Below are 24,107 nucleotides of genomic sequence, written 5' to 3'. Positions count from 1 at the left end.
CGGGCGGGCCGCGCAGGGTCTTGAGCGGGAGGCGCCCCGGTGGCGCGGCCGCGGGGACGGCGGGATGCTCGACGGGTGCGCGGGCGCATCGGTGCGCCCGCCCTGGACCGGGGAGCCGGCATGAGCGGAACGGTGGCACGGATCACGCACATCAGCGCGCGGTCGGACACGAGCTTCGAGGACGCCGTGCGGATCGGCGTCGAGCGCGCCGCGAGCACGCTGCGCAACGTCTCGGGCGCGTGGGTCAAGGAGCAGAAGGTCGACGTGGCCGACGGCCGCATCACGGCCTGGCAGGTCGTGCTGGAGGTCACGTTCGTCCTCGAGTAGGGTCGGCCGGCGGCCTCGTCGCACGGAGGCGCCGCCGTCCGCGGTCCTCGGTGCGACGCCTGCTACGCGCCCCGGAGCGGTCGCCCGCGCCGGGGTCCGTGCGCGCCATTTGACCAGGACGCCCTGCGGTCCGTAATCTTGGACGTCGGCGCGCCCAGGCGCGCCGGTCCCGTGTGCCCACGGACGACTCGCACTCGCACGCCGCGGCGTGGTCGGAGTCTCCAAGACGAACTCGCCGTGACGAGCACGCCAAGACTAGGAGAGATGAGCAGCAACGTGGTGTACGCGATCGTCAAGGCCGGTGGCCGTCAGGAGAAGGTTTCCGTCGGCGACATCGTCGTGGTGGACCGGGTGTCCGCCAAGGCCGGTGAGTCCCTCGAGCTGCCCGCTCTCCTGCTGGTGGACGGGGAGAAGGTGACCACCGACGCGGCGAAGCTGGCGAAGGTCAAGGTCACCGCCGAGGTCGTGCGGGACGAGAAGGGTCCGAAGATCACGATCCTGCGGTACAAGAACAAGACCGGTTACCGCCGTCGTCAGGGTCACCGTCAGCAGCTGACCCGCCTCAAGGTCACCGGCATCAAGTGATCTCGCCCGGCGCGAGCTAGCGGCCCGGAGCCGCGCCGCGCCGTCGGCACCCTCCCTCAGCAGACCAGCACGAAAGCAGGTTCGTCATGGCACACAAGAAGGGCGCGAGCTCCTCGCGCAACGGTCGCGACTCGAACGCCCAGCGCCTCGGCGTGAAGCGCTTCGGCGGGCAGGTCGTCAAGTCGGGCGAGATCATCGTCCGCCAGCGCGGCACCCACTTCCACCCCGGTGAGAACGTCGGCCGCGGCAAGGACGACACGCTGTTCGCCCTGGCCGCCGGCGCGGTCCAGTTCGGCACCCGTCGCGGCCGCAAGGTCGTCGACATCGTCTCCGCCGAGGGCTGAGCGACAGCCACAGAGGCTTCGAGCAGGAGGGGCGCACCGACGCGGTGCGCCCCTCCTGCCGTTTCCGGCGCCCGTCCCCGCGGGCCGCACCACCCGCCGCGACCGCGGCACCGCACGACCCACCTCTGAGAGGATCCCTCCATGGCCAGCTTCGTCGACCGTGTCGTCCTGCACGTCTCCGGCGGCGACGGGGGGAACGGGTGCGCCTCGGTCCGGCGCGAGAAGTTCAAGCCGCTCGCCGGCCCCGACGGCGGCAACGGCGGTGACGGCGGCACCGTCCGCCTCGTCGTCGACTCCCAGACCACGACGCTCCTCGAGTACCACCACTCGCCGCACCGCCACGCGACGTCGGGCACCCAGGGCATGGGTGACGACCGCGACGGCGCCAACGGCGAGGACCTCGTCCTGCGCGTCCCGGACGGCACGGTCGTCAAGTCCCCCGACGGCACGGTGCTCGCCGACCTCGTCGGCGAGGGTGCCGAGTACGTCGTGGCGGAGGGCGGCCGCGGCGGTCTCGGCAACGCGGCGCTCTCGTCCCCGCGCCGCAAGGCGCCGGGCTTCGCCCTGCTCGGCGAGCCGGGCGAGGAGCGGGACGTCGTCCTCGAGCTGAAGACCATCGCGGACGTCGCGCTCGTCGGGTACCCGAGCGCGGGCAAGTCGTCGCTCGTCGCCGCCATCTCCGCGGCGCGGCCCAAGATCGCCGACTACCCGTTCACGACGCTCGTGCCCAACCTGGGCGTCGTGCAGGCCGGCTCGGCGCGCTTCACCGTCGCGGACGTCCCGGGCCTCATCCCGGGAGCGAGCGAGGGCAAGGGCCTCGGCCTGGAGTTCCTGCGCCACATCGAGCGCACCGCGGTGATCGTGCACGTGCTCGACTGCGCGACGCTCGAGCCCGGCCGGGACCCGATCAGCGACCTCGACGTCATCGAGGCGGAGCTCGCGGCCTACGCGCAGGACCTCGAGATCGAGGGCGGGCGGGTGCCGCTCACCGAGCGTCCGCGCCTCGTCGTCCTCAACAAGATCGACGTCCCCGAGGCGCGCGACCTGGCCGAGCTCGTCAAGCCCGACCTCGAGGCGCGCGGCCTGCGGGTGTTCGAGATCTCGACCGCGAGCCACGAGGGCCTGCGCCCGCTGACGTACGCGCTCGCCGAGCTCGTGGAGAAGGCGCGCGCCGAGGCGCCCGCCCCCGAGCCGACGCGCGTCGTGCTGCGGCCGCGCGCGGTCGACGAGGCCGGGTTCACGGTCAAGCGCAAGGGCGGGGCGACCGACTACTGGTTCGAGGTGCGCGGCGCCAAGCCGGAGCGCTGGGTCCGCCAGACGGACTTCTCCAACGACGAGGCCGTGGGCTACCTCGCGGACCGCCTCGCGCGCCTGGGCGTCGAGGACAAGCTGTTCGAGGCGGGCGCCGTCGCGGGCGACGAGGTGCGCATCGGCAGCGACGTCAACGCGGTCGTCTTCGACTGGGAGCCGACGCTCATGTCGGGCTCCGAGCTGCTCGGCGGCCCGCGCGGTTCCGACAACCGCCTCGACGAGAGCCTGCGCCCGACCCGCTCCGAGAAGCGGCGCGAGCACCACGAGCGCATGGACGCCAAGGCGGAGGCGCGGCGCGAGCTGTGGACCGAGCGCCAGGCCGGCACCTGGACGGACCCCGATTTCGACTGACCCCGGCGTCGTCCGCGCCGCCGAGGGCCCGGTTCCCGTGGGGACCGGGCCCTCGGCCGTGCCCGGGACGTCCTCGGCGCGGCCCGGGAGCGGGCCGGTCCCGGGCGCAGGCGTCCTGGTCCGTGAAATCGTGCGCGGCGGCGGCCCTCCGGCGGCGATGATGGGCGCGTGAACGCGCTGTCCTCCCGCTCCGAGATCGCCTCCGCCCGCCGCGTGGTCGTGAAGATCGGCTCGTCGTCGCTCACGGGCGCCGACGGCCACCTCGACCTCGCGGCCCTGCGGGCTCTCGTCGACGTCCTCGCGGCCCGACGCGCGGACGGCGGCCAGGTCGTGCTGGTCACGTCCGGCGCCATCGCCGCCGGGATCGGCCCCCTCGGCCTCGCGACCCGACCGCGCGACCTCGCGACGGCGCAGGCCGCGGCGTCGGTCGGGCAGGGCATGCTCGTCGCCCGGTACGCCGAGGCGTTCGCGGCGCACGGGCTGCGCGTCGGGCAGGTGCTCCTCACCGCGGAGGACACGGTGCGTCGCGGGCACTACCGCAACGCCCAGCGCTCGCTCGAGCGCCTGCTCGACCTCGGCGTCGTGCCCGTCGTCAACGAGAACGACGCCGTCGCGACCGACGAGATCCGCTTCGGCGACAACGACCGGCTCGCCGCGCTCGTCTCCCACCTCGTGCGGGCCGACGCCATGGTCCTGCTCACGGACGTCGACGGCCTGTACGACGGCCCGCCGTCGCGCCCGGGCGCGCGCAGGATCGCCGAGGTGCGCTCGCCGGCCGACATCGAGGGCGTCGAGGTGACGGGACGGGGGAGCGCGGTCGGCACGGGCGGCATGCTCACCAAGCTCGAGTCGGTCTCCATCGCGACCGGCACGGGCATCCCCGTGGTGCTCACCAAGGCGCAGCACGCCGCCGCCGCGCTCGCCGGCGAGCCCGTCGGGACCTGGTTCGCCGCGACGGGCAGGCGGACGACGCGCCGTCGGCTCTGGCTCGCGCACGCCGCCCGCACGCGCGGCCGCCTCGTGCTGGACGACGGCGCGGTGCGGGCCGTGCAGGGTGGGCGCGCCTCGCTGCTGCCCGCGGGGATCACCGCGGTCGAGGGGGAGTTCGACGCCGGCGACCCGGTCGAGCTCGTCACGTCCGACGGGCGCGTGGTCGCCCGCGGCCTGGTCGCGTTCGAGTCGCGCGACATCCCGGACCTCCTCGGCCGGTCGACCACGGAGCTGCGGGCCGAGCTCGGTCAGGGCTACGACCGCGAGGTCGTGCACCGCGACGACCTCGTCCTCGTGCGGCGGCGCGCGCGCTGACCGCGGGCCGGACGACGCTCCCGGCGCGACGGCCGCCGACGTAGGCTCGGACCATGACCACCACCGAGGACGCGCCCGTCGTCGCGGGCGCCGCCGAGCCCGGGACCGCCGGTCCTGCCGCAGCCGCGACCGACACTCCGACCGACGCTCCGACCGACGTCGCGGCGGCCGTCGAGGACGTCGCGCGCCGCGCCAAGGTCGCGTCGCGCACGCTCGCGACGGCGACCCGCGCGACGAAGGACGCCGCGCTCCTCGCGCTCGCCGACGCGCTCGTCGCGGCGACCGACGAGATCGTGGCCGCGAACGCCGTCGACCTGGAGCGTGAGCGCGCGAACGGCATGAGCGAGGGGCTGCTCGACCGGCTCGCGCTCGACGCGCAGCGCGTCGCCGCGATCGCCGACGCGCTGCGCGCGCTCGCGGGCCTGCCGGACCCGGTGGGGGAGGTCGTGCGCGGCTCGACCCTGCCGAACGGCCTGCGCCTGCGCCAGCTGCGCGTGCCCATGGGCGTCGTCGGCATGATCTACGAGGCGCGCCCCAACGTGACGGTCGACGCCGCGGGACTCGCGCTCAAGAGCGGCAACGCGGTGATCCTGCGCGGCGGGTCCGCGGCGGCGAGCTCCAACGAGGTGATCGTCGGCGTGCTGGCCCGTGCGCTCGAGGCGCAGGGGCTGCCCGGCGACCTCGTGCAGTCGATCGACCGGCACGGGCGCCCGGGGGCCGTCGCGCTCATGCACGCGCGGGGTCTCGTCGACGTCCTCGTCCCGCGCGGCGGGGCGGACCTCATCCGCACCGTCGTGCGCGAGTCGACCGTCCCCGTCATCGAGACCGGGGTCGGCAACGTCCACGTGTACGTCGACGCGAGCGCGGACCGGGCCATGGCGCTCGAGATCCTCCTCAACGCCAAGACGCAGCGCGTGGGCGTCTGCAACGCCGCGGAGACGCTCCTCGTCCACGCGGAGGCCGCCCCCGAGTTCCTCCCGGCCGCGCTCGCCGCGCTCACCGAGGCGGGCGTCGTCGTGCACGGCGACGACCGCACGGCCGGCCTCGCGCCCGCGGGAACCGACGTGCTCGCGGCCACGGACGAGGACTGGGCGACCGAGTACCTCGCGCCCGAGATCGCCGTGCGCGTCGTCGACGACCTCGACGCCGCGATCGAGCACGTGCGGACCTGGACGTCGGGCCACACCGAGGCGATCGTCACGTGCGACCTCGCGGCGTCGGAGCGATTCGTCGCCGAGCTCGACTCCGCCGCCATCATGGTCAACGCCTCGACCCGCTTCACCGACGGCGGCCAGTTCGGCCTCGGGGCGGAGATCGGCATCTCGACCCAGAAGCTCCACGCGCGCGGCCCCATGGGCCTCGCGGAGCTCACGACGACGAAGTGGGTCGTGCACGGGGACGGCCACGTCCGCCCCTGACGCACGGCCGCCGGCGGGTACCTGATACCCGCCGGACGAGGTCCCCGGACGGTCGTGAGAGACTGGTCGGCGACCGGCGCCCGTCCGGTCCGCCGTCGGGCCGGTCCCGGCGGGCGTACCGTTCCATCGCACCACCCCGGCCCGCGGCACGTGCCCGTCCGGCCCGGGGACGACCTTCGAGGAGGACGTCGTGATCTCTGCCGTCGTGCTGGCCGCCGAGGAAGGCGCCGAGGCCGCGTCGCACCTGCCCATCCCGCCGCTCGCGTACGGGCTGCTCGGGTTCGGCGGGCTCGTGGCCCTGCTGCTCGTGACCTACGCGTTCCGCAGCGTCGGCACGCGGCACTGACCCGCCCCGGACGACGGAAGCGCCCGCGACCGATGACGCGTCGATGAGCCCGCGCCGGGCCCGCCTGGGGGTGATGGGTGGCACGTTCGACCCCGTCCACCACGGCCACCTGGTCGCCGCGAGCGAGGCCGCGGCGCGGTTCGACCTCGACGAGGTCGTCTTCGTCCCCACGGGCAAGCCGTCGTTCAAGCAGCACCAGACCGTCAGCCCGGCCGAGCACCGCTACCTCATGACCGTCATCGCGACCGCGTCGAACCCGCGGTTCACGGTGAGCCGTGTGGACGTGGACCGGCCCGGGCTGACCTACACGGTCGACACGCTGCGCGACCTGCGGGCCGCGCGACCGGACGCCGAGCTGTTCTTCATCACGGGTGCGGACGCCGTCGAGCAGATCCTCACCTGGAAGGATGCCGACGAGCTCTGGAAGATGGCACACTTCGTGGCTGTCTCCCGCCCGGGCCACCAGCTGAGCGTCGAGGGCCTGCCTCCGGGCGTGGTCACGACGCTCGAGGTCCCCGCCCTCGCGATCTCGTCGACGGACTGCCGTCGGCGCGCGGAGGCCGGGCAGCCGGTGTGGTACCTGGTTCCGGACGGCGTGGTCCAGTACATCGCCAAGCACGGTTTGTATCGAGGTCAGCACGATGAGTGACAACGGCAGCAACATGCAGCCCGTCCGCCCGCTCACCCGGCGCGAGATGCGCGAGCGCGAGCAGGCGGCCGCCGCCGAGCGGTCCGCGCAGAGCGCTGCGCCCCCGCCTGCCCCGGCACCGGGTGCGGGCGGCTGGCAGCAGCCGGCGCGCCCGGCCGCGCCGTCCGGCCCGCCGCCGTCGCGCCGCACCCTGCGCGAGACGACCGGCCCGGCGGAGCACCCGGCACAGCCGTCGGTCGTGCGACCCCCGGCCGCCTCGGGCGGCATGCGTGGCCTGGACGAGACCGGGCGCCTCACGCCGGTCCAGGAGACGGCCGAGCGCGTCGCGATCCGCCCGCCGGCCCCGACGCCCGTCGTGCCCACGCGCACGTCCTCGCGTCCCCCCGCTGCGGCCCAGCGCCCCCCGGTGCCCGGCGCGTCCGGCCCCGTGCGGCCCGCGACGCCGTCGGCTCCGGTCGGCGGTCTCGCCGCGGGCTCGGGCCCCGCGCGTCCCGAGGCGACGCAGCCGCCGCGCCTCTCGGCGTTCGCGGCCCCGCCCACCAGCACTGCCCCGCCCGGCACGCCCGCGCCGGCACCGGCGACCTCCCCCTGGGCGGGGACGCGCGCGCCCGCTCCCGAGCGCGCGCCCGCCCCGGCACCGCCCGCCGAGGCAGGCGGCGCGGCCCTGCCGTGGTCCGCGATCACGGCAGGCTCCGCGCCCGAGCCCGCGGGCGCGGAGCGCGAGCAGACGTCGCCCTTCGGCGGCGTGCGGGAGCACGCACCCTCTCCCGCCGGCGGGTCGGACGAGCTCTTCCCCCGCGTGCGCGGTCGTGCCGCCGAGCCCGAGGAGTCGGACGACGACCACCTCGAGGACGAGCGGCGAGGCCCGTCGTACACGTGGCTGCACTACCTGATCCTCGTCGCCGTCGCGTTCGTCCTCGGTCTGCTCGTCTGGACGCTCGTGTCCCGCGACGACCCGGGCCTGGCCGTGGAGGACGCGAGCGCCTCGGCCGCCGCCGTGCGGACGTGGGACGACCCCGGCACCCTCGACACCGGCCGCTGACCGGCCGCACCACGAACGGAGACACGTGACCGCCACCGACCGAGCCCTCGAGCTCGCCGTCATCGCCGCCCGGGCGGCGTCCGACCGCAAGGCCGAGGAGATCATCGCGCTCGACGTGAGCGAGCAGCTCGTCCTGACCGACGTGTTCCTCATCGCCTCGGGGTCGAGCGAGCGCCAGGTCTCGGCGATCGTCGACGCCGTCGAGGAGGCCATGCACAAGGCCGGGTCCAAGCCGATCCGCCGCGAGGGCAAGCAGGAGGCCCGCTGGGTCCTGCTCGACTTCGGGGACGTCGTCGTGCACGTGCAGCACGCCGAGGACCGCGTGTACTACGCGCTGGAGCGGCTGTGGAAAGACTGCCCGGTCGTCGAGCTGCCGGAGGACGCGCGCGGCGGGGACGGCACGGCCGACGACACCGACGACACCACGCGCGGCGACGGCGCCATCCGCCTCTCGGGGGAGCCCCTGGCGTGACCGCCGGCACGCTCGTCCTCCTGCGCCACGGTCGCACCGCGTACAACGCGACGATGCGCCTGCAGGGGCAGGTCGACATCCCGCTCGACGCCGTCGGGCGGTGGCAGGCGGAGCAGGGCGCGAAGGCCCTCGCGAGCGCGCACCGCGCGACGCGCGTCGTCGCGTCCGACCTCGTGCGCGCCGCCGACACCGCGCGCGCGTACGCGGCGGCGACCGGCGCGGACATCACGTACGACCCCCGGCTGCGCGAGCGCGGCTTCGGGGAGTGGGAGGGCCTCACGGGCCCGGAGATCGCCGAGCGCTGGCCCGAGGAGTACGCGGCGTGGCGCCAGGGCGAGGAGCCCGTGCGCGCGGGTGCGGAGTCCAAGGCCGACGTCGCGGCGCGCCTCGTCGCGTCCGTGACCGAGCACGTGGAGTCCCTGGAGCGGGACGACACGCTCGTCGTCGTCTCGCACGGCGCCGCGATCACGCTCGCGGTCACCGCGCTGCTCGGCCTGGACCCGGAGGGCTGGCGCGGGATCTCCGGGCTGCACAACGTCCACTGGTCCCACCTGCACCGCTCGGCGCCCGCCGCGACGCCCGCGTGGCGCCTCGTGGCGCACAACGTCGGGGCCGGGTTCCCGCTCGACGAGTGGAACGCGGGACCGGATTGGAATCTGGAGCCAGTTTCTGCGTAGACTAGCGACGCTCCGCAGGACGGGAAACCGGCCGGAGGAGTGCATGACCTGGATCTTCACGGATCCACGGGGCTGTGGCGCAGCTGGTAGCGCACCTGCATGGCATGCAGGGGGTCAGGGGTTCGAGTCCCCTCAGCTCCACCCGTAGAGCCGGACGGGAGCACGCATCATCGAGCGATGGGCGGGCTCCCGTCCGGCTTTTCTGCGTCCTGCGCGCCGCCCGGTGCTCGCCGGTGGAGGCCGCGGGTCTTGGCGCGGCCAGCCGCGCCTGCCACGCTGGTGCGGTGCGACGGCGCTCCGCCCGTCGCGCGGGTACCCGGGGGAGGGCACGCGATGAGGCCACTGCGCTACGCGATCAACGTCACGCTCGACGGCTGCTGCCACCACGAGGCGGGACTGCCGCCCGACGAGGAGTCGATGCGGTTCTGGACCGAGGAGACGGAGCGCGCGGACGCGCTGCTGTTCGGGCGGGTCACCTACCAGATGATGGAGGCGGCGTGGCGCCGTCCGGCGTCGGGCGCGTGGCCGGACTGGATGGGGGAGCGGGACGTCCCGTTCGCGGAGGCGATCGACGGGGCGAGGAAGCACGTGGTGTCGAGCACGCTGCGCGAGGTCGACTGGAACGCCGAGCTCGTCGAGGGCGACCTGGGTGACGCGGTGCGGCGGCTCAAGGAGCAGCCGGGCGGGTCGCTGTTCGTCGGTGGCGTGACGCTGCCGCTCGCGCTCGCGAATCTCGGGCTGATCGACGAGTACGCGTTCCTCGTGCAGCCGGTCCTGGCGGGGCACGGGCCGACGCTGCTGTCGGGGTTGCGCGAGCGCATCACGCTCGAGCTGGTGGACCGGCAGGAGCTGCGCTCGGGCGCCGTCGCGGTGCGGTACCGGCCCGTGACGGCCGTGCCGTGAGCCGGGACGACGACGCCCGGCGCGGCAGGTGCCGGCCGGGCGCTCGTGCGGGAGGAGCGGGGACTACGACGTGCTGACGTGCACGTGGTCGAAGTGGTTGGCGGTCGCGCCGCCGCGGTCCTCCATGCCGGACCACGCGCTCGCCGGGTCGCCGGCCATCCAGATCTTCTGCTGGTAGATGAGGTACGTGATGCCGAGCGAGCCCGCGTTGGCCTGCAGGTAGCGCGCGATGTCCCAGCCGGTCTCGCCGCTGATCATGATGTCGACGGCGCGGCCCGTGCCGTGGTCGCCGTCGTCGCCGGGGCGGATGCCGCCGAACGTGGTGACCTGGGGGAAGTTCGCGCACACGGAGCGGTAGACGGCGCGCGCGTTGGCGCGCAGCGACGACTCGATCCCGGTGCTCACGGAGCACGCGGCGTCCGAGACGCCGCCGGCGCTCGACCCCCCGGCCGCGGCGGCGGCGACCTGGGGCGCCTCGGGCTGCGACTGCGCGAGGAAGCTCGACTTGATCCACGCGGCCGCGCCGTCCCAGACGATCTGGCTCCAGTCGCCCTCGGTGACGCCCGTGACGTCGACGGCGGCGCCGAACTCGGTGGTCGCGACGCGCTCGGCGTCCGGGGACGGCGCGGAGCGCACGTTGACGGCCTCGGTGGTCCAGAGCTGGCCGGTCACGGGCGGCAGGGGCGGGGGCGTCGGGGCGGCCTGGGCGGCCGGCACGACGGCGATCTCCGCCGCGGTCTCGACGACCGGGGGCTCCTGCGGCGCCGTGGGCGGCGCGACGCGCTCGGACGAGCGGCTGGCGGCTCCCGTGCCGCGCTCCACGCTCGCGCCGGCGGTGGGCTCGACGCTCAGCGGAGCGAGGTCGGGGTTGCCCTCCGCAGGCTGGGGGCCCGCGCCCACGGCACCCGCGCCGAGCAGCGTGACGAGCGCCAGCGCGGGGAGCTTGAGCGACCGGACCGGCAGCGTCGGCAGGGCCGGGAGCCGGAAGGAGCGCGCGGTGGCGGGGGCTGCGCTGTGGCGGCCTCGGGACATGGTGCGCTCCGGTTCTTCGTGGGTAGGACGCGCCAATGTAACCAAACCGTGATCTGAGAAGTCCAGTCGGACATTCCGTGCAGCGCTCCCGTTCGACTCATGAGCGGCAGCGCTGAGTCGTATGCGCCGCAGTCGTTGGACGGGCGGGAGGCGGGTTCCTACGCTGGAAGCATGACCGTTCCCCCTGTACCGACCGTGACGCTCAACTCCGGTCACACCATCCCGCAGCTCGGCTTCGGCGTCTTCCTCGTGCCGCCGGACGAGGCCGAGAAGGCCGTCAGCGAGGCCCTCGAGGTCGGCTACCGCCACATCGACACCGCGGCGATCTACCGCAACGAGGAGGGTGTCGGCGCCGCCATCGCGAAGAGCGGCATCCCCCGCGACGAGCTCTTCGTCACGACGAAGCTCTGGAACGACCGCCAGTCGGGCGAGCAGCCGCACGACGCGATCCGTGAGAGCCTCGACAAGCTCGGCCTCGGCCATGTCGACCTGTACCTCACGCACTGGCCCGCGCCCGAGCAGGACCAGTACACGAACGCGTGGGCGAAGCTCATCGAGATCCGCGACGCGGGCCTCGCGCGCTCGATCGGCGTCTCCAACCACCTGCCCGAGCACCTCGACCGGATCGTCGCCGACACGGGCGTCGTGCCCGCCGTCGACCAGATCGAGCTGCACCCGGCCTACCAGCAGCGCGACGTGCTCGCCTGGGCCGACGCGAACGGCACGAAGATCGAGGCCTGGGGTCCGCTCGGCCAGGGCAAGTACCCGCTCTTCGAGAAGCAGGCCGTCGTCGACGCCGCGGCCGCCCACGGCGTGACGCCCGCCCAGGCGGTGCTGCGCTGGCACCTGCAGCGCGGCTTCATCGTCTTCCCGAAGTCGTCCCGCAAGGAGCGCATGGTGGAGAACTTCGACCTCTTCGGGTTCGAGCTCACCGCCGACGAGGTCGCCGCGATCGACGCCCTCGACACGGGTGACGGCTCGGGTCGCGTGAGCGCCCACCCGTCCGAGGTCAACTGACCCGGTCGCCCGCGGCCTCCCGCGAGGCAGCACGCACGACGAGGGGCGCCGTCCGGTCGGACGGCGCCCCTCGTCGTGCGCAGGTGGGAGGTCGGCTCAGCCGCACTCGTCGCAGATGCCCGTGGCGGGCAGGACCGTGAAGCACGTGGGGCACACGGCCGGCGGCTTCTCCGGCTCCGCGGAGCGGGCCGTCGTGCGGCGCGGTGTGCGCGTCGCGGGCGCGGCCTTCGCCGTGGCCCGACGTGCGGGTGCGGACGCCGCGGGGGCGGCACCGGGCACGTCGAACCCGCGCTTGCGCAGCAGGTCCGCGACGCCGACGGGGCTGCTGCGGAACTCCTCGGCGGTCGCGACGCGGCCGGTCGCGTACCGGTGCGCGACGCCGAGGATCGCCTGCGCGTCGTAGACGCGGTCCTCGTGGACGAGCGGGGTGCCGGGGGACGCGGTGAACCCGTAGACCCCGAGGAACGCGTCCCGGCCCCGGTCGTCCCAGTCCGCGAGGGCCTGGAGGATGTGCTGCCGGGTCACTGCCGAGAAGGTTGCCACGGCACGAGCCTAGACCGCCCCGCGGGACCCCTCGGACGACGAGCGCGTGACCTTCCGCACGCGCTCGTGCCGGGCCCTGGACGCCCGTGGATCAGGGGACGGTGTACCCCGCGGCGCGGAACATCTCGTACCACTCGGCACGGGTGAGCGGGACATCCGAACCGAGCGCGGCGCCGGCGACCCGGTCGGAGCTCGTCGTGCCGAGCACGACCTGCGTCCGCGCCGGGTGGCGCGTGATCCACGCGGTCGCGATCGCGATGGGCGGCACGTCGTACCGGGCGGCGAGGCGGTCGATCACGGCGTTGAGCTCGGGGTACTTCTCGGACCCCAGGAACACGCCCGTGAAGAACCCTGCCTGGAACGGGGACCAGGCCTGGATCGTGATGTCGTGGAGACGGCAGTAGTCGAGGATGCCCTCGTCGCGACTGATCGACTGGTCGAGGGCCTGCATGTTCGCGGCGACGCCCTGCGCGACGAGCGGGGCGTGCGTGACGGAGAGCTGGAGCTGGTTCGCGACGATCGGCTGCTCGACGTACCGGCGCAGCAGCTCGATCTGGCCCGGCGTGTGGTTCGAGACCCCGAACGCCCGCACCTTGCCCGCGGCGTGCAGGTCGGAGAACGCGCGCGCGACCTCCTCGGGTTCGACGAGGGCGTCGGGGCGGTGCAGCAGCAGGATGTCGAGGTAGTCGGTGCGCAGGGCCTCGAGCGAGCCCTCGACGGACGCGACGAGGTGCTCGTACGAGAAGTCGAAGTACGGGCCCTCGGGGACGATGCCGGCCTTGGACTGGATGACCCACTCCGTGCGCTCGGCGGGGGAGAGGTCGAGCGCCTCGGCGAAGCGGCGCTCGCAGCCGTGGAGCTCGGAGCCGTACACGTCGGCGTGGTCGAGGAACGTGATGCCGGCGTCCCGTGCGGTGCGCACGAGGGTGCGGACCTCGTCGTCGGTCTTGTCCTGGATGCGCATGAGGCCGAGTACGACGTCCGGGACGACGATGTCGGTGCCGGCCAGGGTGAAGGTCTTCATCGGTGGAGCTCCTTCGTGGGGTGGGCGGGTCGGGTGCGCGACGTCGGTGTCCGGGATCCGAGAGTGCACTGCCCCAGGGGGGTCCCGGGTCGGGGGTAGGAAGGGACGTCGTCCGCCGGGGGCGGGGTGCCGGGCGACCCGAGTCGAGCCCGGTCGGCCGCGACGGGTCGAGCCTAGGAAGCGATAACCTAGAAGTCTAACAACTAGTATTTGTCAGATAGAGAACTGTGAGTGGTCAATGGACCTTCGTCAGATGGAGTACCTCGTCGCGCTCGCGGACGAACGCCAGTTCACCCGGGCCGCCCAGCTCGTCGGCGTCTCGCAGTCGGGGCTCTCCGCCGCGGTCCGCAGCCTGGAGGAGGAGCTCGGCGCGAGCCTGTTCACGCGGACGACGCGGCGCGTCGAGCCCACCGAGGCCGGTCTCGCGCTGCTCCCGCACGCACGCTCCATGCTCGCGCAGGCGGCGGCCGCTCGCGACGCGGTCGTGCGGGCGACGCACGCGCTGTCCGGCTCGCTGCGCGTCGGCTCGGAGCAGTGCCTGGGCGTCCTCGACGTGACCGCCCTGCTCGAGCGCTTCCACCGGCGCTACCCGCAGGTGGAGATCCACTTCGCACAGGCGGGCTCGCACGACCTCCTCGCGCGCGTCCGTGAGGGCGACCTCGACGTCGCGTTCGTCGCGACCACCGAGCATCTGGGGCCGCTGTCCCAGACGGTCCTGGGCAGCGAGCCGCTCGTGCTCGTGTGCGCGCCGGAGCACCCGCTCGCCGGGAGGGGTCGGGTCGAGTGGTCCGACCTCTCGGGCCAGGAGTTCGTCGACTTCGACCCCTCGTGGGGCGCGCGGCCGGTCAACGACGCGACGTGCGCCGCGCACGGCGTCCACCGGCGCGTGCGGTGCTCCGTCAACGACGTGCACACGCTCCTCGAGCTCGTCGACCGCGGGCTCGGCATCGCGCTCGTGCCGCGCCACGTCGCGGGCAAGCCGGAGGCCGAGCGTCTCGTGACGCTCGCGCTGCCGGAGGGCGGTGCGCCGAGCTGGGTCGTCTCCGTCGTCACGGGGCGCTGGGACCGCGGCGCCTCGGCCGCGCCGCAGCTCCTGGAGCTCCTCGCCGACGCCCCCGCGTGCCGCGGCGTCGAGGTCGCCCGGACGGGCGCCGCGGCGTCGCGCACGGGTGTCGAGGTGCCGAGCCCTGCTGTCGAGGCCGTGGCGGAGGCCCGGTGACCGCCCCCGCGGGCACCGACGCACCGCTCTTCCCGCTGCGCAGCGTCGTCCTCGGCGCGTTCCTCCCCACGCTCGTCCTCGAGATCGGCGTGGGGGCCATGCTGCCGGTCGTCGCGGTCACGGCCACGGGCCGGGGCGCGAGCCTCACGGTCGCGGGGCTCGTGGCCGCGCTCGTGCCGATCGGCAAGATCCTCTTCGACCTGCCCGCCGGAGCGCTCGCCCAGCGCCTCGGCGACCGTGCGGCCATGCTGCTCGCCGGAGGCGTCGCGGCGGTCGCCTTCGCGACGATCGCGCTCACCCCCACCCTGTGGGGCCTCGCGGCGGGGGTCCTCGCGCTCGGTGCGTCGACCGCCGTCTTCAACCTCGCCCGCCAGGCGTACCTCACCGAGATCACACCCCCGCTGCGCCGGGCGCGCGTCCTGTCGACGCTCGCGGGCGTGCACCGCATCGGGCTGTTCCTCGGCCCGTTCGCGGGCGCGGCGGTCATCGCCGCGACCGACGTGCGCGGCGCCTACTGGCTCGGGACGGGCGCCGCCCTCACCGCGGTGGTGGTGCTCGCCGTCGTCCGGCCGGACGACGCGGAGACCGGGCGTGCTCGGCTGCGCGGCGCCCGGGCCGTGCCGCGGGTGGGCATCGCCCGCGTGGCGCGGGACCACCGTCACCTCTTCGCGACGCTCGGCGTGGCGATCCTCCTGGTCAGCGCCGTCCGCGGGGCCCGGCAGACCGTCATCCCCCTGTGGGGCGAGCACCTGGGGCTGGACGCCGAGGTGACGTCGCTGATCTTCGGCGTCTCCGGCGCGCTCGACATGCTGCTCTTCTACCCGGCGGGCAAGGTCATGGACCGGTTCGGGCGCCTGTGGGTCGCCGTGCCGTCCATGCTCACGATGGCCGTCGGTCTCGCGGTGCTGCCGCTCGCGCACACCGCCCCCGCGCTCGCGGTCGTCGCGGCGGTGCTCGGGGTCGGGAACGGCATGGGCTCGGGCATCGTCATGACGCTCGGTGCCGACGTCGCGCCCGCGGACGTGCGCCCGACCTTCCTCAGCGTGTGGCGCCTGTTCCAGGACACCGGCGACGCGCTCGGCCCGCTCGTGCTGTCGGCCGGTGCGGCGCTGGGGTCGCTCGCCGCGGGAGTCTGGGCGACGGCGGCGCTCGGCGCCGGCTCGGCGGCCGCGCTCGCGCGGTGGGTGCCGCGGCACTCACCGCTCGCGAACCTCGTCCGACGTCGCTAGTCCGGGCCGCGCTCGGGTGCGGGGTGGGGCGTCGGGCCGGGCCGCGCGCCGGCCCGGCTCAGACGAGCGTGAGGACGCCCAGCACCCCGACGGCGAGGGCGAGCACGAGCGAGACGGCGATGAGCACGACGTGCACGGTGAGGAAGCGCGTCGCGCGGCCGTCGGCGTCGCGCGAGCGGGGGTCCTTGGCGATGCGCTGGAGGAAGCGCGGCCAGATGAGCAGGTTCCAGGCAGCCGTGACGAGCAGGACCACGGACCAGACGACGGGGATCTCCACGTCCCGAGCATGCCAGGAGGCGTCGGGCGCCTCGGGCGGGGCGGCCGCGGGCAGGGTGTGGGATCCAGCACATCGACGCGGGCGTGAGGTGAGGCTAACCTCTCTCGTGGTCGACGCGCTCGCGGGGCCGCCGTTCCGCCCGGGGAGCCGGGCGTCGCACGAGGAGCAGCCGGTGTCCGTCAAGACCGTCAAGCCCCAGGACGCGCACGTCGTCACGCTGAGCGTCGTCGGGCGCGAGCGGGTCAGTCCGAACGTCGTGCGGGTCACGCTCGGGGGAGACGAGCTGGACCTCTTCACCCCGCTGGGGTTCGACCAGTGGTTCCGGCTCTTCCTCCCGCGGGAGGACCAGGACGCGCTGCGGCTGCCGACCCGCGCGTCGGGCCTCTGGTACGTCCAGTACCTCGCCACGCCCAAGGCGCGCCGGCCGTGGGTGCGGAACTACACCGTGCGGGCCGTGCGCCCGGACCTGCGCGAGCTGGACGTGGACTTCGTCGTGCACGGCGACGCGGGGCCCGCGTCCTCGTTCGCGCTGTCCGCCGAGCCGGGGGACCGCGTGGGCCTGCTCGACCAGGGGATCGGCTACCACCCGCGCGTCCCGCACGACTGGACGCTCCTCGTCGCTGACGAGACCGGGCTGCCCGCCGTCGCGGGGATCTGCGAGTCCCTGCCCGACGACGCGCGCGGCCTCGCGGTGGTCGAGGTCCCCGAGGCGGCGGACGCCCAGGAATTCCGCGTGCCCGCGGGCGTCGAGCTGCGCTGGCTGGCGCGCGACGGCGCGCGGCCGGCGGGCGGCGGCGGCCTCGACCTGCAGCCGGGCCACCTCGCGCTCGACGCCGTACGGTCGGCCGACCTGCCCGCCGGCCCCGTCTACGCGTACGCGGTCGGGGAGTCGGCGCTCGCGACGGGCGTGCGCCGCCACCTGGTCAACGACCGGGGCGTGCCGAAGGCGCACGTCGACTTCGTCGGGTACTGGCGCCACGGGCACGCGGCGTCCGCCTGACGTGCCCCGCGCGCGCCGTCGGGCGCGGGGCGTCGTGCAGCGGGTCGTCGTGCAGCGGGTCGTCGTGCAGCGGGGGGGTCGGTCAGACCCGGCGGAGCTGGCGGAACATCGGGCAGTCGAACGGGTCGCGCGCCGAGAGCCCCACGCGGTTGAGGTACCGGACGACGATCGCGTAGGACTGCACGAGGCTCGTCTCCGTGTACGGCAGGCCGAGGTGCGCGCAGTGCTCGCGCACGATCTCGCGGGCCCGCGCGAGGTGCGGGCGCGGCATGCTCGGGAACAGGTGGTGCTCGATCTGGAAGTTGAGCCCGCCCATGAGGATGTTCATCCACCAGCCGCCGCGGATGTTCCGCGAGGTGAGGACCTGCTTGGACAGGAAGTCGATCTTGCTGTCGGCGGGGATGATCGCCATGCCCTTGTGGTTGGGGGCGAACGACGCCCCCATGTAGACGCCGAAGACGGCGAGCTGGACGCCCAGGAAGGCGGCCGCGAGGCCGAGCGGCAGGAACCAGACGACCGCGCCGACGTAGAGCGACAGGCGCAGCGTGATGGTGACGATCTCGATGACGCGCGTGCGGACGTCGCCGCGCGCGCGGCCGCCGGCGAGGAGCGAGCGGAACGCCTGCACGTGCAGGTTCACGCCCTCGAGCGTGAGGAGCGGGAAGAACAGCCAGCCCTGGTAGCGGTTGATGACCGCCCGGAAGCCCTTCGCGACCTCCGCGTCCTCCTCGAGGAACACGACGACGTCGGGAGCGATGTCCGGGTCCTTGCCGCGGCGGTTCGGGTTCGCGTGGTGGCGCGTGTGCTTGTTCATCCACCACGAGTGGCTGATGCCGACGACGCCGTTGGCCAGCACCTTCCCGAGGCGGTCGTTCGCCGGGCCGGACGCGAACACCTGCCGGTGCGAGGCCTCGTGCGCGACGAACGCGAACTGGGTGAGGATCAGGCCGAGCGCCCCGGCGATGAGGAGCTGGAACCACGAGTCGCCCAGGAGCACGAACCCGGCGACCGCGCCGCCGAGCGCGAGCGTGAGGACCCCGAGGGTCCACAGGTAGTAGGCGTGCGTGCGGTGGAGCAGGCCCGCGTCGCGCACCGTGCGAGACAGTGCGCTGTAGGTGCTGGTGACGGCGCCGGGCTCGTCGGTCCGAGGGCGGGTGGCCCGGAAGCCCGGGCGCACTGCGGCAGAGGTCATGTGTCCTCGCAGGGGTGTCGGTGTCGACTTCCCAGCCGCGGAGGTGAGCAGGTGCTCGTCGTGCAGATGGCCCCACCCTACGGGACCGTAGGTTGCGCGCGCGAGGGGGCCGGGTGAAGGAGTCGCGAAGGAGCGACACCTCACCCGGAGGGGTCAGGCGGCGAACCGGAAGGTCTGGCGGTACTCCGTCGGCGTGATCCCGACCGCCCGCCGGAAGTGGTGGCGCAGGAGCGCGGCCGACCCGAAACCGCTGCGGCGCGCGACCTCCTCCAGGTCCAGCGAGGACTCCTCGAGCAGCGCCTGCGCGTGCGCGACGCGTTGCGACGTCAGCCACGCGAGCGGGGTCGTGCCGGTCTGCGCGACGAAAGCGCGCGCGAACGTGCGCTCGGAGGTGTGGGCCCGGCGGGCGAGGTCGCGCACGGTGAGCGGCTCGTCGAGGTGGTCGGTCATCCACTCCAGCAGCTCCCCGAACGAGTCCTCCTCGCACTCGGGCACCGGGCGCTCGATGAACTGGCGCTGCCCGCCGTCGCGCTGGGGCGGCACGACCATGCGCCGGGCGATCGTGTTCGCCACCCGCGCCCCGAGCTCGCGGCGCACGAGGTGCAGGCACGCGTCGATGCCCGCGGCCGTGCCGGCGCTCGTGATGAGGTTGCCGTCGTCGACGAAGAGCACGTCGGGGTCGATGTCGAGGCTCGGGTAGCGACGGCGCAGCTCGTCGGCGTGCATCCAGTGCGTCGTCACCCGCCGTCCCTCGATGACGCCCGCGGCCGCGAGCACGAACACGCCCGAGCACACGCTGAGCAGCAGGGCGCCGCGGTCGGACGCGCGGCGGACGGCGTCGAGCACCTCGGGCGGGTAGTCGGTCCCGATGCGGATCGCCGGCACGACGACCAGGTCCGCGTCGTCCGTCGCGGAGAGGTCGTGGTCGGGCACGACGTGCGCGCCCACCGACGTCCGGACGGCACGGCCCGCGACCGGGCCGCACACGCGGAAGTCGAACGACGGGACGCCGTCGTCGCTGCGGTCGAGGCCGAACACCTCGCACACGACGCCGAACTCGAACGGGGCCAGGCCGTCGCACACGACGGCCGCAACGGATCGCACCATGCTCGGCACGCTACGCCGCTGGCAGGATCTTGTCGAGAGGTGTCAGTGCTGCCACTCGTGGCGCGGGTCGTGCGCCGGGAGGGTGGAGCCATGGACATCTTCTGGGGTGTGGTGGTTCTTCTCCTCGTCGTCGGCCCGACGGTCGCGGCCCTCGCGGTCCGGCGTGAGGATCCCGCGCGACCGTGGTTCCCCGCCGGGTCCGACGGTGCGTGGCCCGACGGCGCCGCGTGGGACGCGCGCGGGGACCGGTCGGTGCACGGCGAGCGCTGGGACCGTGACGCGCAGCGCCTGGACGTCGACCTGCGCGCCGCGGCGTCGCGACCGGTCGAGCCGGCCGCCGTCGTCGACCCGCACGAGGTCGCGGCCGAGCTCGTGCTGCGGCGCGTCGTGCCCAACCCGGCCGTGCGCGACGGCGTGCGCGCCGCTCCTGCCGTGCCGGGCGGGCGCCCCGGGGCGAACGCGCCCGTCGCGCCGCGGCGGCCGGGGACCCGGGGCACGCCGCTCGCGCGCTGAGCCCCCGCACGCTGAGCCCCCGCACGCCGAGCTGCCGCGTCCTGAGCCTCCCTCGTGCCGAGCCGTCGCGTGCTGCTCGACGCGCGCAGCGTCCTCGGACGCACGAACGGCCCGGACCTCGTGGAGGTCCGGGCCGTTCGCGGGGGAGCGGTGTCGCGCTCGGGTCAGGCGCGCGAGCCGACCGCGTCGACGTCCGCGTCGCCCGTGAGCTGGTCGAGGCCCTCGAGCTCGTGCGCCTCCCACGGCGCGTGGCCGAGGCTCGGGATCATCGTCGCGAGCTCCGGGCGCCACTTGGTGAAGCGGGCGGGGAAGCAGCGCTCGAGCAGGTCGATCATCGCCGGGACGGCCGTCGAGGCGCCCGGCGAGGCGCCGAGCAGGCCGGCGATCGAGCCGTCGGCCGCCGCGATGACCTCGGTGCCGAACTCGAGGACGCCCTTGCCGTCCTTGTCCTTCTTGATCACCTGGACGCGCTGGCCCGCGGTGATGGTCTCCCAGTGCTTGGGGTGCGCGGTGGGCATGAAGCCCTGGAGCGCGGTGAACTTGGTCTCCGGGCTCGCGAGGAGCTGGCCCACCAGGTACTGGGTGAGGTCGAGGTTCTTCAGGCCCGCGCCCACCATCGAGCCGAGGTTGTGCAGGCGCAGCGAGGTGAACAGCCCGAGGTACTTGCCCTTCTTGAGGTACTTGGGGCTGAACCCGGCGTAGGGGCCGAACATCAGGTACGTCTTGCCGTCGACGACGCGCGTGTCCAGGTGCGGGACCGACATGGGCGGCGAGCCGACGTCGGCCTTGCCGTAGACCTTCGCCTGGTGCTGGGCGACGAGCTCCGGGTCGTCCGTGCGGAGGAACTCGCCGCTGATCGGGAAGCCGCCGTAGCCCTTCGCCTCCGGGATGCCGGCCGCCTGGAGCAGCGGCAGCGCGCCGCCGCCGGCGCCGACGAACACGAACCGGGCCTCGACGGTCGAGCGGCGCTTCGGGGCGTTCCACGAGCGGTCCTTGACCGTCAGGCGCCAGCGGCCGTCCTTCGTCTTCCTGAGGTTCTTCACCTCGTGCTCGAGGTAGAGCTGCGTGCCCTCCGAGACGAGGTAGTCGACGAGCTGCTCGGTGAGGGCGCCGAAGTCGACGTCCGTCCCGCTCGTCGCGCGCGTCGCCGCGACCGGCTCGTCGCCGTCGCGCTCGGCGACCAGGAGCGGAGCCCACTCGGCGATGACCGCCGGGTCGTCCGTGAACTCGAGCTCGCTGAACAGCGGGTGGCGGCGCAGCGTCTCGAAGCGGCGACGCAGGTAGTCGACGTTCTCCGCGCCGCGCACGAAGGTCATGTGGGGGGTGCGGGAGATGAAGCTCGCGGGCTGCGGCAGCGCGCCCGTCGTCAGCAGGTGGTGCCAGAACTCGCGCGACACCTCGAACTGCTCGTTGATCTTCACCGCCTTGGTGATGTCGATCGAGCCGTCCGGCTTCTCCGGCGTGTAGTTCAGCTCGCACAGGGCGGCGTGACCCGTCCCGGCGTTGTTCCACGGGTTCGACGACTCCTGCGCCACGGCGTCCAGGCGCTCGTAGATGCGCACCGTCCAGGTGGGCTCCAAGACCTTCAGGAGTGCCCCGAGCGTGGCGCTCATGATGCCACCGCCGATGAGGGCTACGTCGATCTGGTCTGCGCTGCTTGCGGGGTTGCTCGCTCGACTCGACACATGTCGATCCTACGCTTGTGAAAGAGTGCACTAACTGTGCGGTGCGTCACGGGCGTGCGTCACACTTTCGCGGGACCTCGGTCCCGAGCCGGGCAGGTCGGACGTCGCGTACCGCGCGATCCGTCCGCGTTCGCCCGGGTCGCACCGCGATCTCGCGAGGGAGAGCACGGGTCCCGAGCCGTCCTCCCGCGAGGTAGAGCCGTGGTCTCGCGAGGTGGAGCCGTGGTCCGCGTGCACGAGCCGACCACGCCTCTACCTGGGCGGCCCAGGGCTCTACCTCGGCCGACCGGGGCTCTACCTCGCGGGGGTGGGGTTCTCCGGCGGCGGGGAGTACGGGGACGGCCAGGGGCCGATCTCGGGGAGGCTCACCGGCTCGCCCGCGAGGCGGGCGGTGGGCTCGGTGCCGGGGGCGCGGCCCGCGAGCCAGGCGGCGACGTCGGTGAGGCCGCCGTGGACGACGACGGCGCAGCGGCCGCGCGCGGACGTGGGCGCGGCTGCGGCCACGGGCGTGGGCTCTGCTTCGGACGCGGGCTCAGGTCCGGCAGCCATGCGGAGGCCGCCCGGTCCGACGCGAAGAGCGCCCGGTCCCACGTGGACGCCGCCGGCGCCCACGACGAGGCCTCCTGGTGCCCCGTCGAGCTCGACCACGACGTCGTCCGCGAGCCGGACCCCGAGGAAGTCGAGGAGGTGCAGCCCGAGCGCGGGAGGCCAGGAGTCGAGGCCGACGCCGGCGTCGAGGTCGACCGCGTGGATCCGCACCTCGCGCCACCAGGCCACGAGCGCGTCCGTGACCGTGCCGTCGCGGTACGTCACCGGCGCGGACCACCCGGCGGACCCGGCGGTGGGCCACGCGGCGTCGAGGCGGTCGGCCAGCGCGTCGAGCGCCGCGACGTGCTGCGCGACCGAGCGCAGCGCGCCCGTCCGGATGCCGTCCTCGCGCCCGGCCGCGCCGCCGTCGTACACCTCGACGAGCTCGCCGCGCGCGGCGCGCTCGGCCTGCCGTGCCATGGCCTCGCCGATGGCGGTGACGTGCGCGAGCACGTGGCTGCGCGACCACCCGGGCAGTGCCGACGGCGCGTCGAGCCCGGCGGCGTCGAGCCCGCGCGCCGCGTCGGTCACCGCGTCGAGGGCGGCGCGCGCGTCGCGCCGGACCTCCTCGACGTCGGGCGGGGTGAGGGCAGGGGCGTCGGTCAGGGCCACAGCAGCTCCTTCGTCCAGGTGGTCGGCGCGCCGGACGCCGCGGTGTAGCGCAGGCGGGTCTGGCCCGCGCCCGACGACGCCCAGAACTCCACGCTCGTCGGCTCGAGCGCGTACGCGGTCCAGGCGTCGAGGACGAGCCCGGACTCCGCCCGCACGCGGTCGAGGGCGGCGTCCCACGCCTCGCGGTAGGCGGCGCGGGACGCGAGCGGGGCGCTCTGCGACCCGGCGAGGGCGGTCGCGCGGGAGAAGTCGGACCGGTCCAGGAAGTCGGCGGCGGACGTCTCGGCGTCCAGCGGCACGACGGGCCCCCGCACGCGGACCTGCCGACCGTGCTCGCGCCAGAAGAACGTCAGGGCGGCGTTCGGGTTCTGCGCGAGCGCGACGCCCTTGGGGGAGTCGGCGCGCGTCGCGAAGACCCACCCGTCGCCGTCGACGTCCTTGAGGATGAGCGTCCGCGCGTCCACGCGGCCGCTCGCGTCGGCGGTCGAGAGGGTGGCGGCGTGCGGTGCGGGCAGCCCGGCGTCGATCGCGTCGTCGAGCCAGCGGACGAAGAGCGTGCCCGGGTCGTCGGGTGCGGCGTCGACGTCGAGACCGGGGAGGTCGGGGCCGAAGACGGGCAGGGCGCGCAGGCGCTCGCGCAGGGACGGGCGGTCGGCGTCGGTCATGCGTCCTCCGAGGTGGTCGGGAGCGGGTCGAGCAGGGCGACGAAGCCCCGCGCGGCGGCGGACATCGCGTCCGGGTCGTCGAGGGCGCGCGCGAGGACGTACCCGCCCTGCACGACGGCGACGGCGGCGTGCGCGCGGTCGCGCGCCGCGTCGTCGGGCAGCCCGCCCTCGACGAGGACGGCGGCGGCCAGGTCGACGAGCCCGCGGAAGTAGGCGCGCACCTCAGCGGCGAGCGCGGCGTCGTCCATGACGGCCTGGTCGCTCACGAGGCGCCCGACCTTGCAGCCGGCGAGCGCGGGCCGCGGGCGTTCGAGATAGCGGACGAGGCGCTCGACGGCGGAGCCCTGCGCGCCGAGGTCGCGGCGTGCGGCGTCGAGGCCCGCGGTCGTCGTGGCGTGCACGGCCGCGGCGGCGAGGTCGAGCTTCGTGGGGAAGTGGTGGTAGAGGCTGCCCTGCCCGACCCCGCTCGCGGCGAGGACCTGGCGCGGGCTCGTCGCGCCGACGCCCTGGGCCCAGAAGAGCTCCTGCGCGGCGGCGACGAGGCGGTCCCGGGTCGAGCCGGGCGCCTCCGCGCGTGGCTCGGGTCGCGTGTCGGACGGCATGGTCCGCAGCCTAGCGGGCGACCATACCTACCGCTAGGTATGTCGTGGACGAGCCGGGGCGGCCGACGTGGT

At 74.6% G+C, this 24,107-nt stretch carries 27 protein-coding genes and 1 tRNA gene; 18 read left to right on the top strand and 10 right to left on the bottom strand.

The genetic code is table 11. The features are described 5' to 3' along the window. Positions 1-120 precede the first annotated feature (120 nt). From RSE42_RS12290 to RSE42_RS12230, 13 genes are all read left to right on the top strand, one after another. Positions 121-327, top strand: a complete 207-nt coding sequence (locus RSE42_RS12290; RefSeq protein WP_021482381.1) for a dodecin family protein — start codon at positions 121-123, stop codon at positions 325-327. A gap of 276 nt (positions 328-603) precedes the next feature. Continuing rightward, positions 604-912, top strand: a complete 309-nt coding sequence (gene rplU / locus RSE42_RS12285; RefSeq protein WP_198285668.1) for a 50S ribosomal protein L21 — start codon at positions 604-606, stop codon at positions 910-912. An 86-nt stretch (positions 913-998) separates the two neighbouring features. Then, positions 999-1,256, top strand: a complete 258-nt coding sequence (gene rpmA, locus RSE42_RS12280) for a 50S ribosomal protein L27 (protein ID WP_021482383.1) — start codon at positions 999-1,001, stop codon at positions 1,254-1,256. Positions 1,257-1,397: 141 nt separating this feature from the next. After that, the gene (obgE, locus tag RSE42_RS12275; protein WP_415296413.1) at positions 1,398-2,918 is read left to right on the top strand and encodes a GTPase ObgE; all 1,521 of its coding nucleotides are present in this window, start codon (positions 1,398-1,400) and stop codon (positions 2,916-2,918) included. 177 nt (positions 2,919-3,095) lie between these two features. After that, positions 3,096-4,223: a glutamate 5-kinase gene (gene proB / locus RSE42_RS12270; protein ID WP_034651801.1), complete on the top strand. Its 1,128-nt coding sequence runs from the start codon at positions 3,096-3,098 to the stop codon at positions 4,221-4,223. A gap of 53 nt (positions 4,224-4,276) precedes the next feature. Continuing rightward, entirely contained in the window at positions 4,277-5,641 is a 1,365-nt protein-coding gene (locus RSE42_RS12265; RefSeq protein ID WP_415296411.1) for a glutamate-5-semialdehyde dehydrogenase, read from the top strand. A gap of 190 nt (positions 5,642-5,831) precedes the next feature. Continuing rightward, positions 5,832-5,987, top strand: coding sequence for a hypothetical protein (locus tag RSE42_RS12260; protein ID WP_021483496.1), 156 nt, complete (start codon positions 5,832-5,834; stop codon positions 5,985-5,987). A 43-nt stretch (positions 5,988-6,030) separates the two neighbouring features. After that, on the top strand, positions 6,031-6,636 hold the full coding sequence (gene nadD, locus RSE42_RS12255; RefSeq protein WP_415296409.1) for a nicotinate-nucleotide adenylyltransferase: 606 nt from the start codon (positions 6,031-6,033) through the stop codon (positions 6,634-6,636). Then, positions 6,629-7,678 carry a hypothetical protein gene (locus RSE42_RS12250; protein ID WP_415296408.1) on the top strand — a complete coding sequence of 350 codons (1,050 nt, stop codon included), beginning with the start codon at positions 6,629-6,631 and terminating at the stop codon, positions 7,676-7,678. The genes nadD and RSE42_RS12250 overlap by 8 nt, the downstream gene beginning before the upstream one ends. A gap of 25 nt (positions 7,679-7,703) precedes the next feature. Further along, the gene (gene rsfS / locus RSE42_RS12245) at positions 7,704-8,150 is read left to right on the top strand and encodes a ribosome silencing factor (RefSeq protein WP_021482244.1); all 447 of its coding nucleotides are present in this window, start codon (positions 7,704-7,706) and stop codon (positions 8,148-8,150) included. Beyond that, complete coding sequence (locus RSE42_RS12240; protein WP_415296405.1) at positions 8,147-8,827, top strand: histidine phosphatase family protein; 681 nt, start codon at positions 8,147-8,149, stop codon at positions 8,825-8,827. Before rsfS ends, RSE42_RS12240 begins: the two co-directional genes overlap by 4 nt. 68 nt (positions 8,828-8,895) lie before the next feature. Continuing rightward, a tRNA-Ala gene (locus RSE42_RS12235) sits at positions 8,896-8,968 on the top strand. 192 nt (positions 8,969-9,160) lie between these two features. Beyond that, positions 9,161-9,730, top strand: coding sequence for a dihydrofolate reductase family protein (locus tag RSE42_RS12230; RefSeq protein ID WP_021483178.1), 570 nt, complete (start codon positions 9,161-9,163; stop codon positions 9,728-9,730). Between the two features lie 63 nt (positions 9,731-9,793). Here RSE42_RS12230 and RSE42_RS12225 read toward each other — a convergent pair whose 3' ends face one another. Next, positions 9,794-10,762 (bottom strand): SH3 domain-containing protein, encoded by a 969-nt coding sequence (locus tag RSE42_RS12225; RefSeq protein WP_051028408.1) that lies wholly within the window; start codon positions 10,760-10,762, stop codon positions 9,794-9,796. A 171-nt stretch (positions 10,763-10,933) separates the two neighbouring features. Here RSE42_RS12225 and RSE42_RS12220 point away from each other — a divergent pair, with 171 nt between their 5' ends. Next, complete coding sequence (locus tag RSE42_RS12220) at positions 10,934-11,779, top strand: aldo/keto reductase (protein WP_114553074.1); 846 nt, start codon at positions 10,934-10,936, stop codon at positions 11,777-11,779. A 96-nt stretch (positions 11,780-11,875) separates the two neighbouring features. On the opposite strand, the gene RSE42_RS12215 is transcribed toward RSE42_RS12220, so the two are convergent. Further along, entirely contained in the window at positions 11,876-12,322 is a 447-nt protein-coding gene (locus RSE42_RS12215) for a hypothetical protein (RefSeq protein ID WP_415296404.1), read from the bottom strand. Between the two features lie 91 nt (positions 12,323-12,413). Continuing rightward, positions 12,414-13,346: an aldo/keto reductase gene (locus RSE42_RS12210; RefSeq protein WP_415296402.1), complete on the bottom strand. Its 933-nt coding sequence runs from the start codon at positions 13,344-13,346 to the stop codon at positions 12,414-12,416. A 253-nt stretch (positions 13,347-13,599) separates the two neighbouring features. Between RSE42_RS12210 and RSE42_RS12205 the strand changes: the two genes are divergently transcribed. Together RSE42_RS12205 and RSE42_RS12200 are read left to right on the top strand one after the other, a co-directional pair. Continuing rightward, entirely contained in the window at positions 13,600-14,565 is a 966-nt protein-coding gene (locus tag RSE42_RS12205; protein WP_198947322.1) for a LysR family transcriptional regulator, read from the top strand. Continuing rightward, positions 14,562-15,794 carry an MFS transporter gene (locus RSE42_RS12200; protein ID WP_144722592.1) on the top strand — a complete coding sequence of 411 codons (1,233 nt, stop codon included), beginning with the start codon at positions 14,562-14,564 and terminating at the stop codon, positions 15,792-15,794. The genes RSE42_RS12205 and RSE42_RS12200 overlap by 4 nt, the downstream gene beginning before the upstream one ends. Positions 15,795-15,852: 58 nt before the next feature. On the opposite strand, the gene RSE42_RS12195 is transcribed toward RSE42_RS12200, so the two are convergent. After that, positions 15,853-16,071, bottom strand: a complete 219-nt coding sequence (locus tag RSE42_RS12195) for an SCO4848 family membrane protein (RefSeq protein ID WP_086151137.1) — start codon at positions 16,069-16,071, stop codon at positions 15,853-15,855. A gap of 172 nt (positions 16,072-16,243) precedes the next feature. Between RSE42_RS12195 and RSE42_RS12190 the strand changes: the two genes are divergently transcribed. Then, positions 16,244-17,071: a siderophore-interacting protein gene (locus tag RSE42_RS12190; protein WP_232322538.1), complete on the top strand. Its 828-nt coding sequence runs from the start codon at positions 16,244-16,246 to the stop codon at positions 17,069-17,071. An 82-nt stretch (positions 17,072-17,153) separates the two neighbouring features. On the opposite strand, the gene RSE42_RS12185 is transcribed toward RSE42_RS12190, so the two are convergent. Both RSE42_RS12185 and RSE42_RS12180 read right to left on the bottom strand, forming a co-directional pair. Then, on the bottom strand, positions 17,154-18,263 hold the full coding sequence (locus tag RSE42_RS12185) for a fatty acid desaturase family protein (protein ID WP_086151135.1): 1,110 nt from the start codon (positions 18,261-18,263) through the stop codon (positions 17,154-17,156). Between the two features lie 153 nt (positions 18,264-18,416). Beyond that, positions 18,417-19,370 (bottom strand): helix-turn-helix domain-containing protein, encoded by a 954-nt coding sequence (locus RSE42_RS12180; protein ID WP_086151134.1) that lies wholly within the window; start codon positions 19,368-19,370, stop codon positions 18,417-18,419. Between the two features lie 90 nt (positions 19,371-19,460). On the opposite strand from RSE42_RS12180, the gene RSE42_RS12175 reads away from it, so the two are divergent. Continuing rightward, a complete protein-coding gene (locus tag RSE42_RS12175) occupies positions 19,461-19,883 on the top strand; it encodes a hypothetical protein (protein ID WP_415296400.1) in 423 nt (140 codons plus the stop codon). Between the two features lie 164 nt (positions 19,884-20,047). Here the strand turns inward: RSE42_RS12175 and mqo are convergent, their stop codons facing one another. The 4 genes from mqo to RSE42_RS12155 all read right to left on the bottom strand — a co-directional run bounded on the left by mqo (position 20,048) and on the right by RSE42_RS12155 (position 24,035). Continuing rightward, positions 20,048-21,568, bottom strand: a complete 1,521-nt coding sequence (gene mqo / locus RSE42_RS12170; protein WP_144722588.1) for a malate dehydrogenase (quinone) — start codon at positions 21,566-21,568, stop codon at positions 20,048-20,050. 294 nt (positions 21,569-21,862) lie between these two features. Beyond that, positions 21,863-22,768 carry a maleylpyruvate isomerase family mycothiol-dependent enzyme gene (locus tag RSE42_RS12165; protein ID WP_415296399.1) on the bottom strand — a complete coding sequence of 302 codons (906 nt, stop codon included), beginning with the start codon at positions 22,766-22,768 and terminating at the stop codon, positions 21,863-21,865. Next, positions 22,759-23,433, bottom strand: a complete 675-nt coding sequence (locus RSE42_RS12160) for a pyridoxal 5'-phosphate synthase (RefSeq protein ID WP_409141457.1) — start codon at positions 23,431-23,433, stop codon at positions 22,759-22,761. The genes RSE42_RS12165 and RSE42_RS12160 overlap by 10 nt, the downstream gene beginning before the upstream one ends. Next, positions 23,430-24,035, bottom strand: a complete 606-nt coding sequence (locus RSE42_RS12155) for a TetR/AcrR family transcriptional regulator (protein WP_415296397.1) — start codon at positions 24,033-24,035, stop codon at positions 23,430-23,432. Before RSE42_RS12155 ends, RSE42_RS12160 begins: the two co-directional genes overlap by 4 nt. Positions 24,036-24,107 lie beyond the last annotated feature (72 nt).

The sequence above is a fragment of the Cellulosimicrobium sp. SJTW-1 genome, from assembly GCF_047716875.1.
In the GTDB taxonomy this organism is placed as follows: domain Bacteria; phylum Actinomycetota; class Actinomycetes; order Actinomycetales; family Cellulomonadaceae; genus Cellulosimicrobium; species Cellulosimicrobium funkei.
The sequence above is the reverse complement of the archived record's forward strand: the minus strand, read 5'-3'. Positions and strand labels throughout refer to the sequence as shown.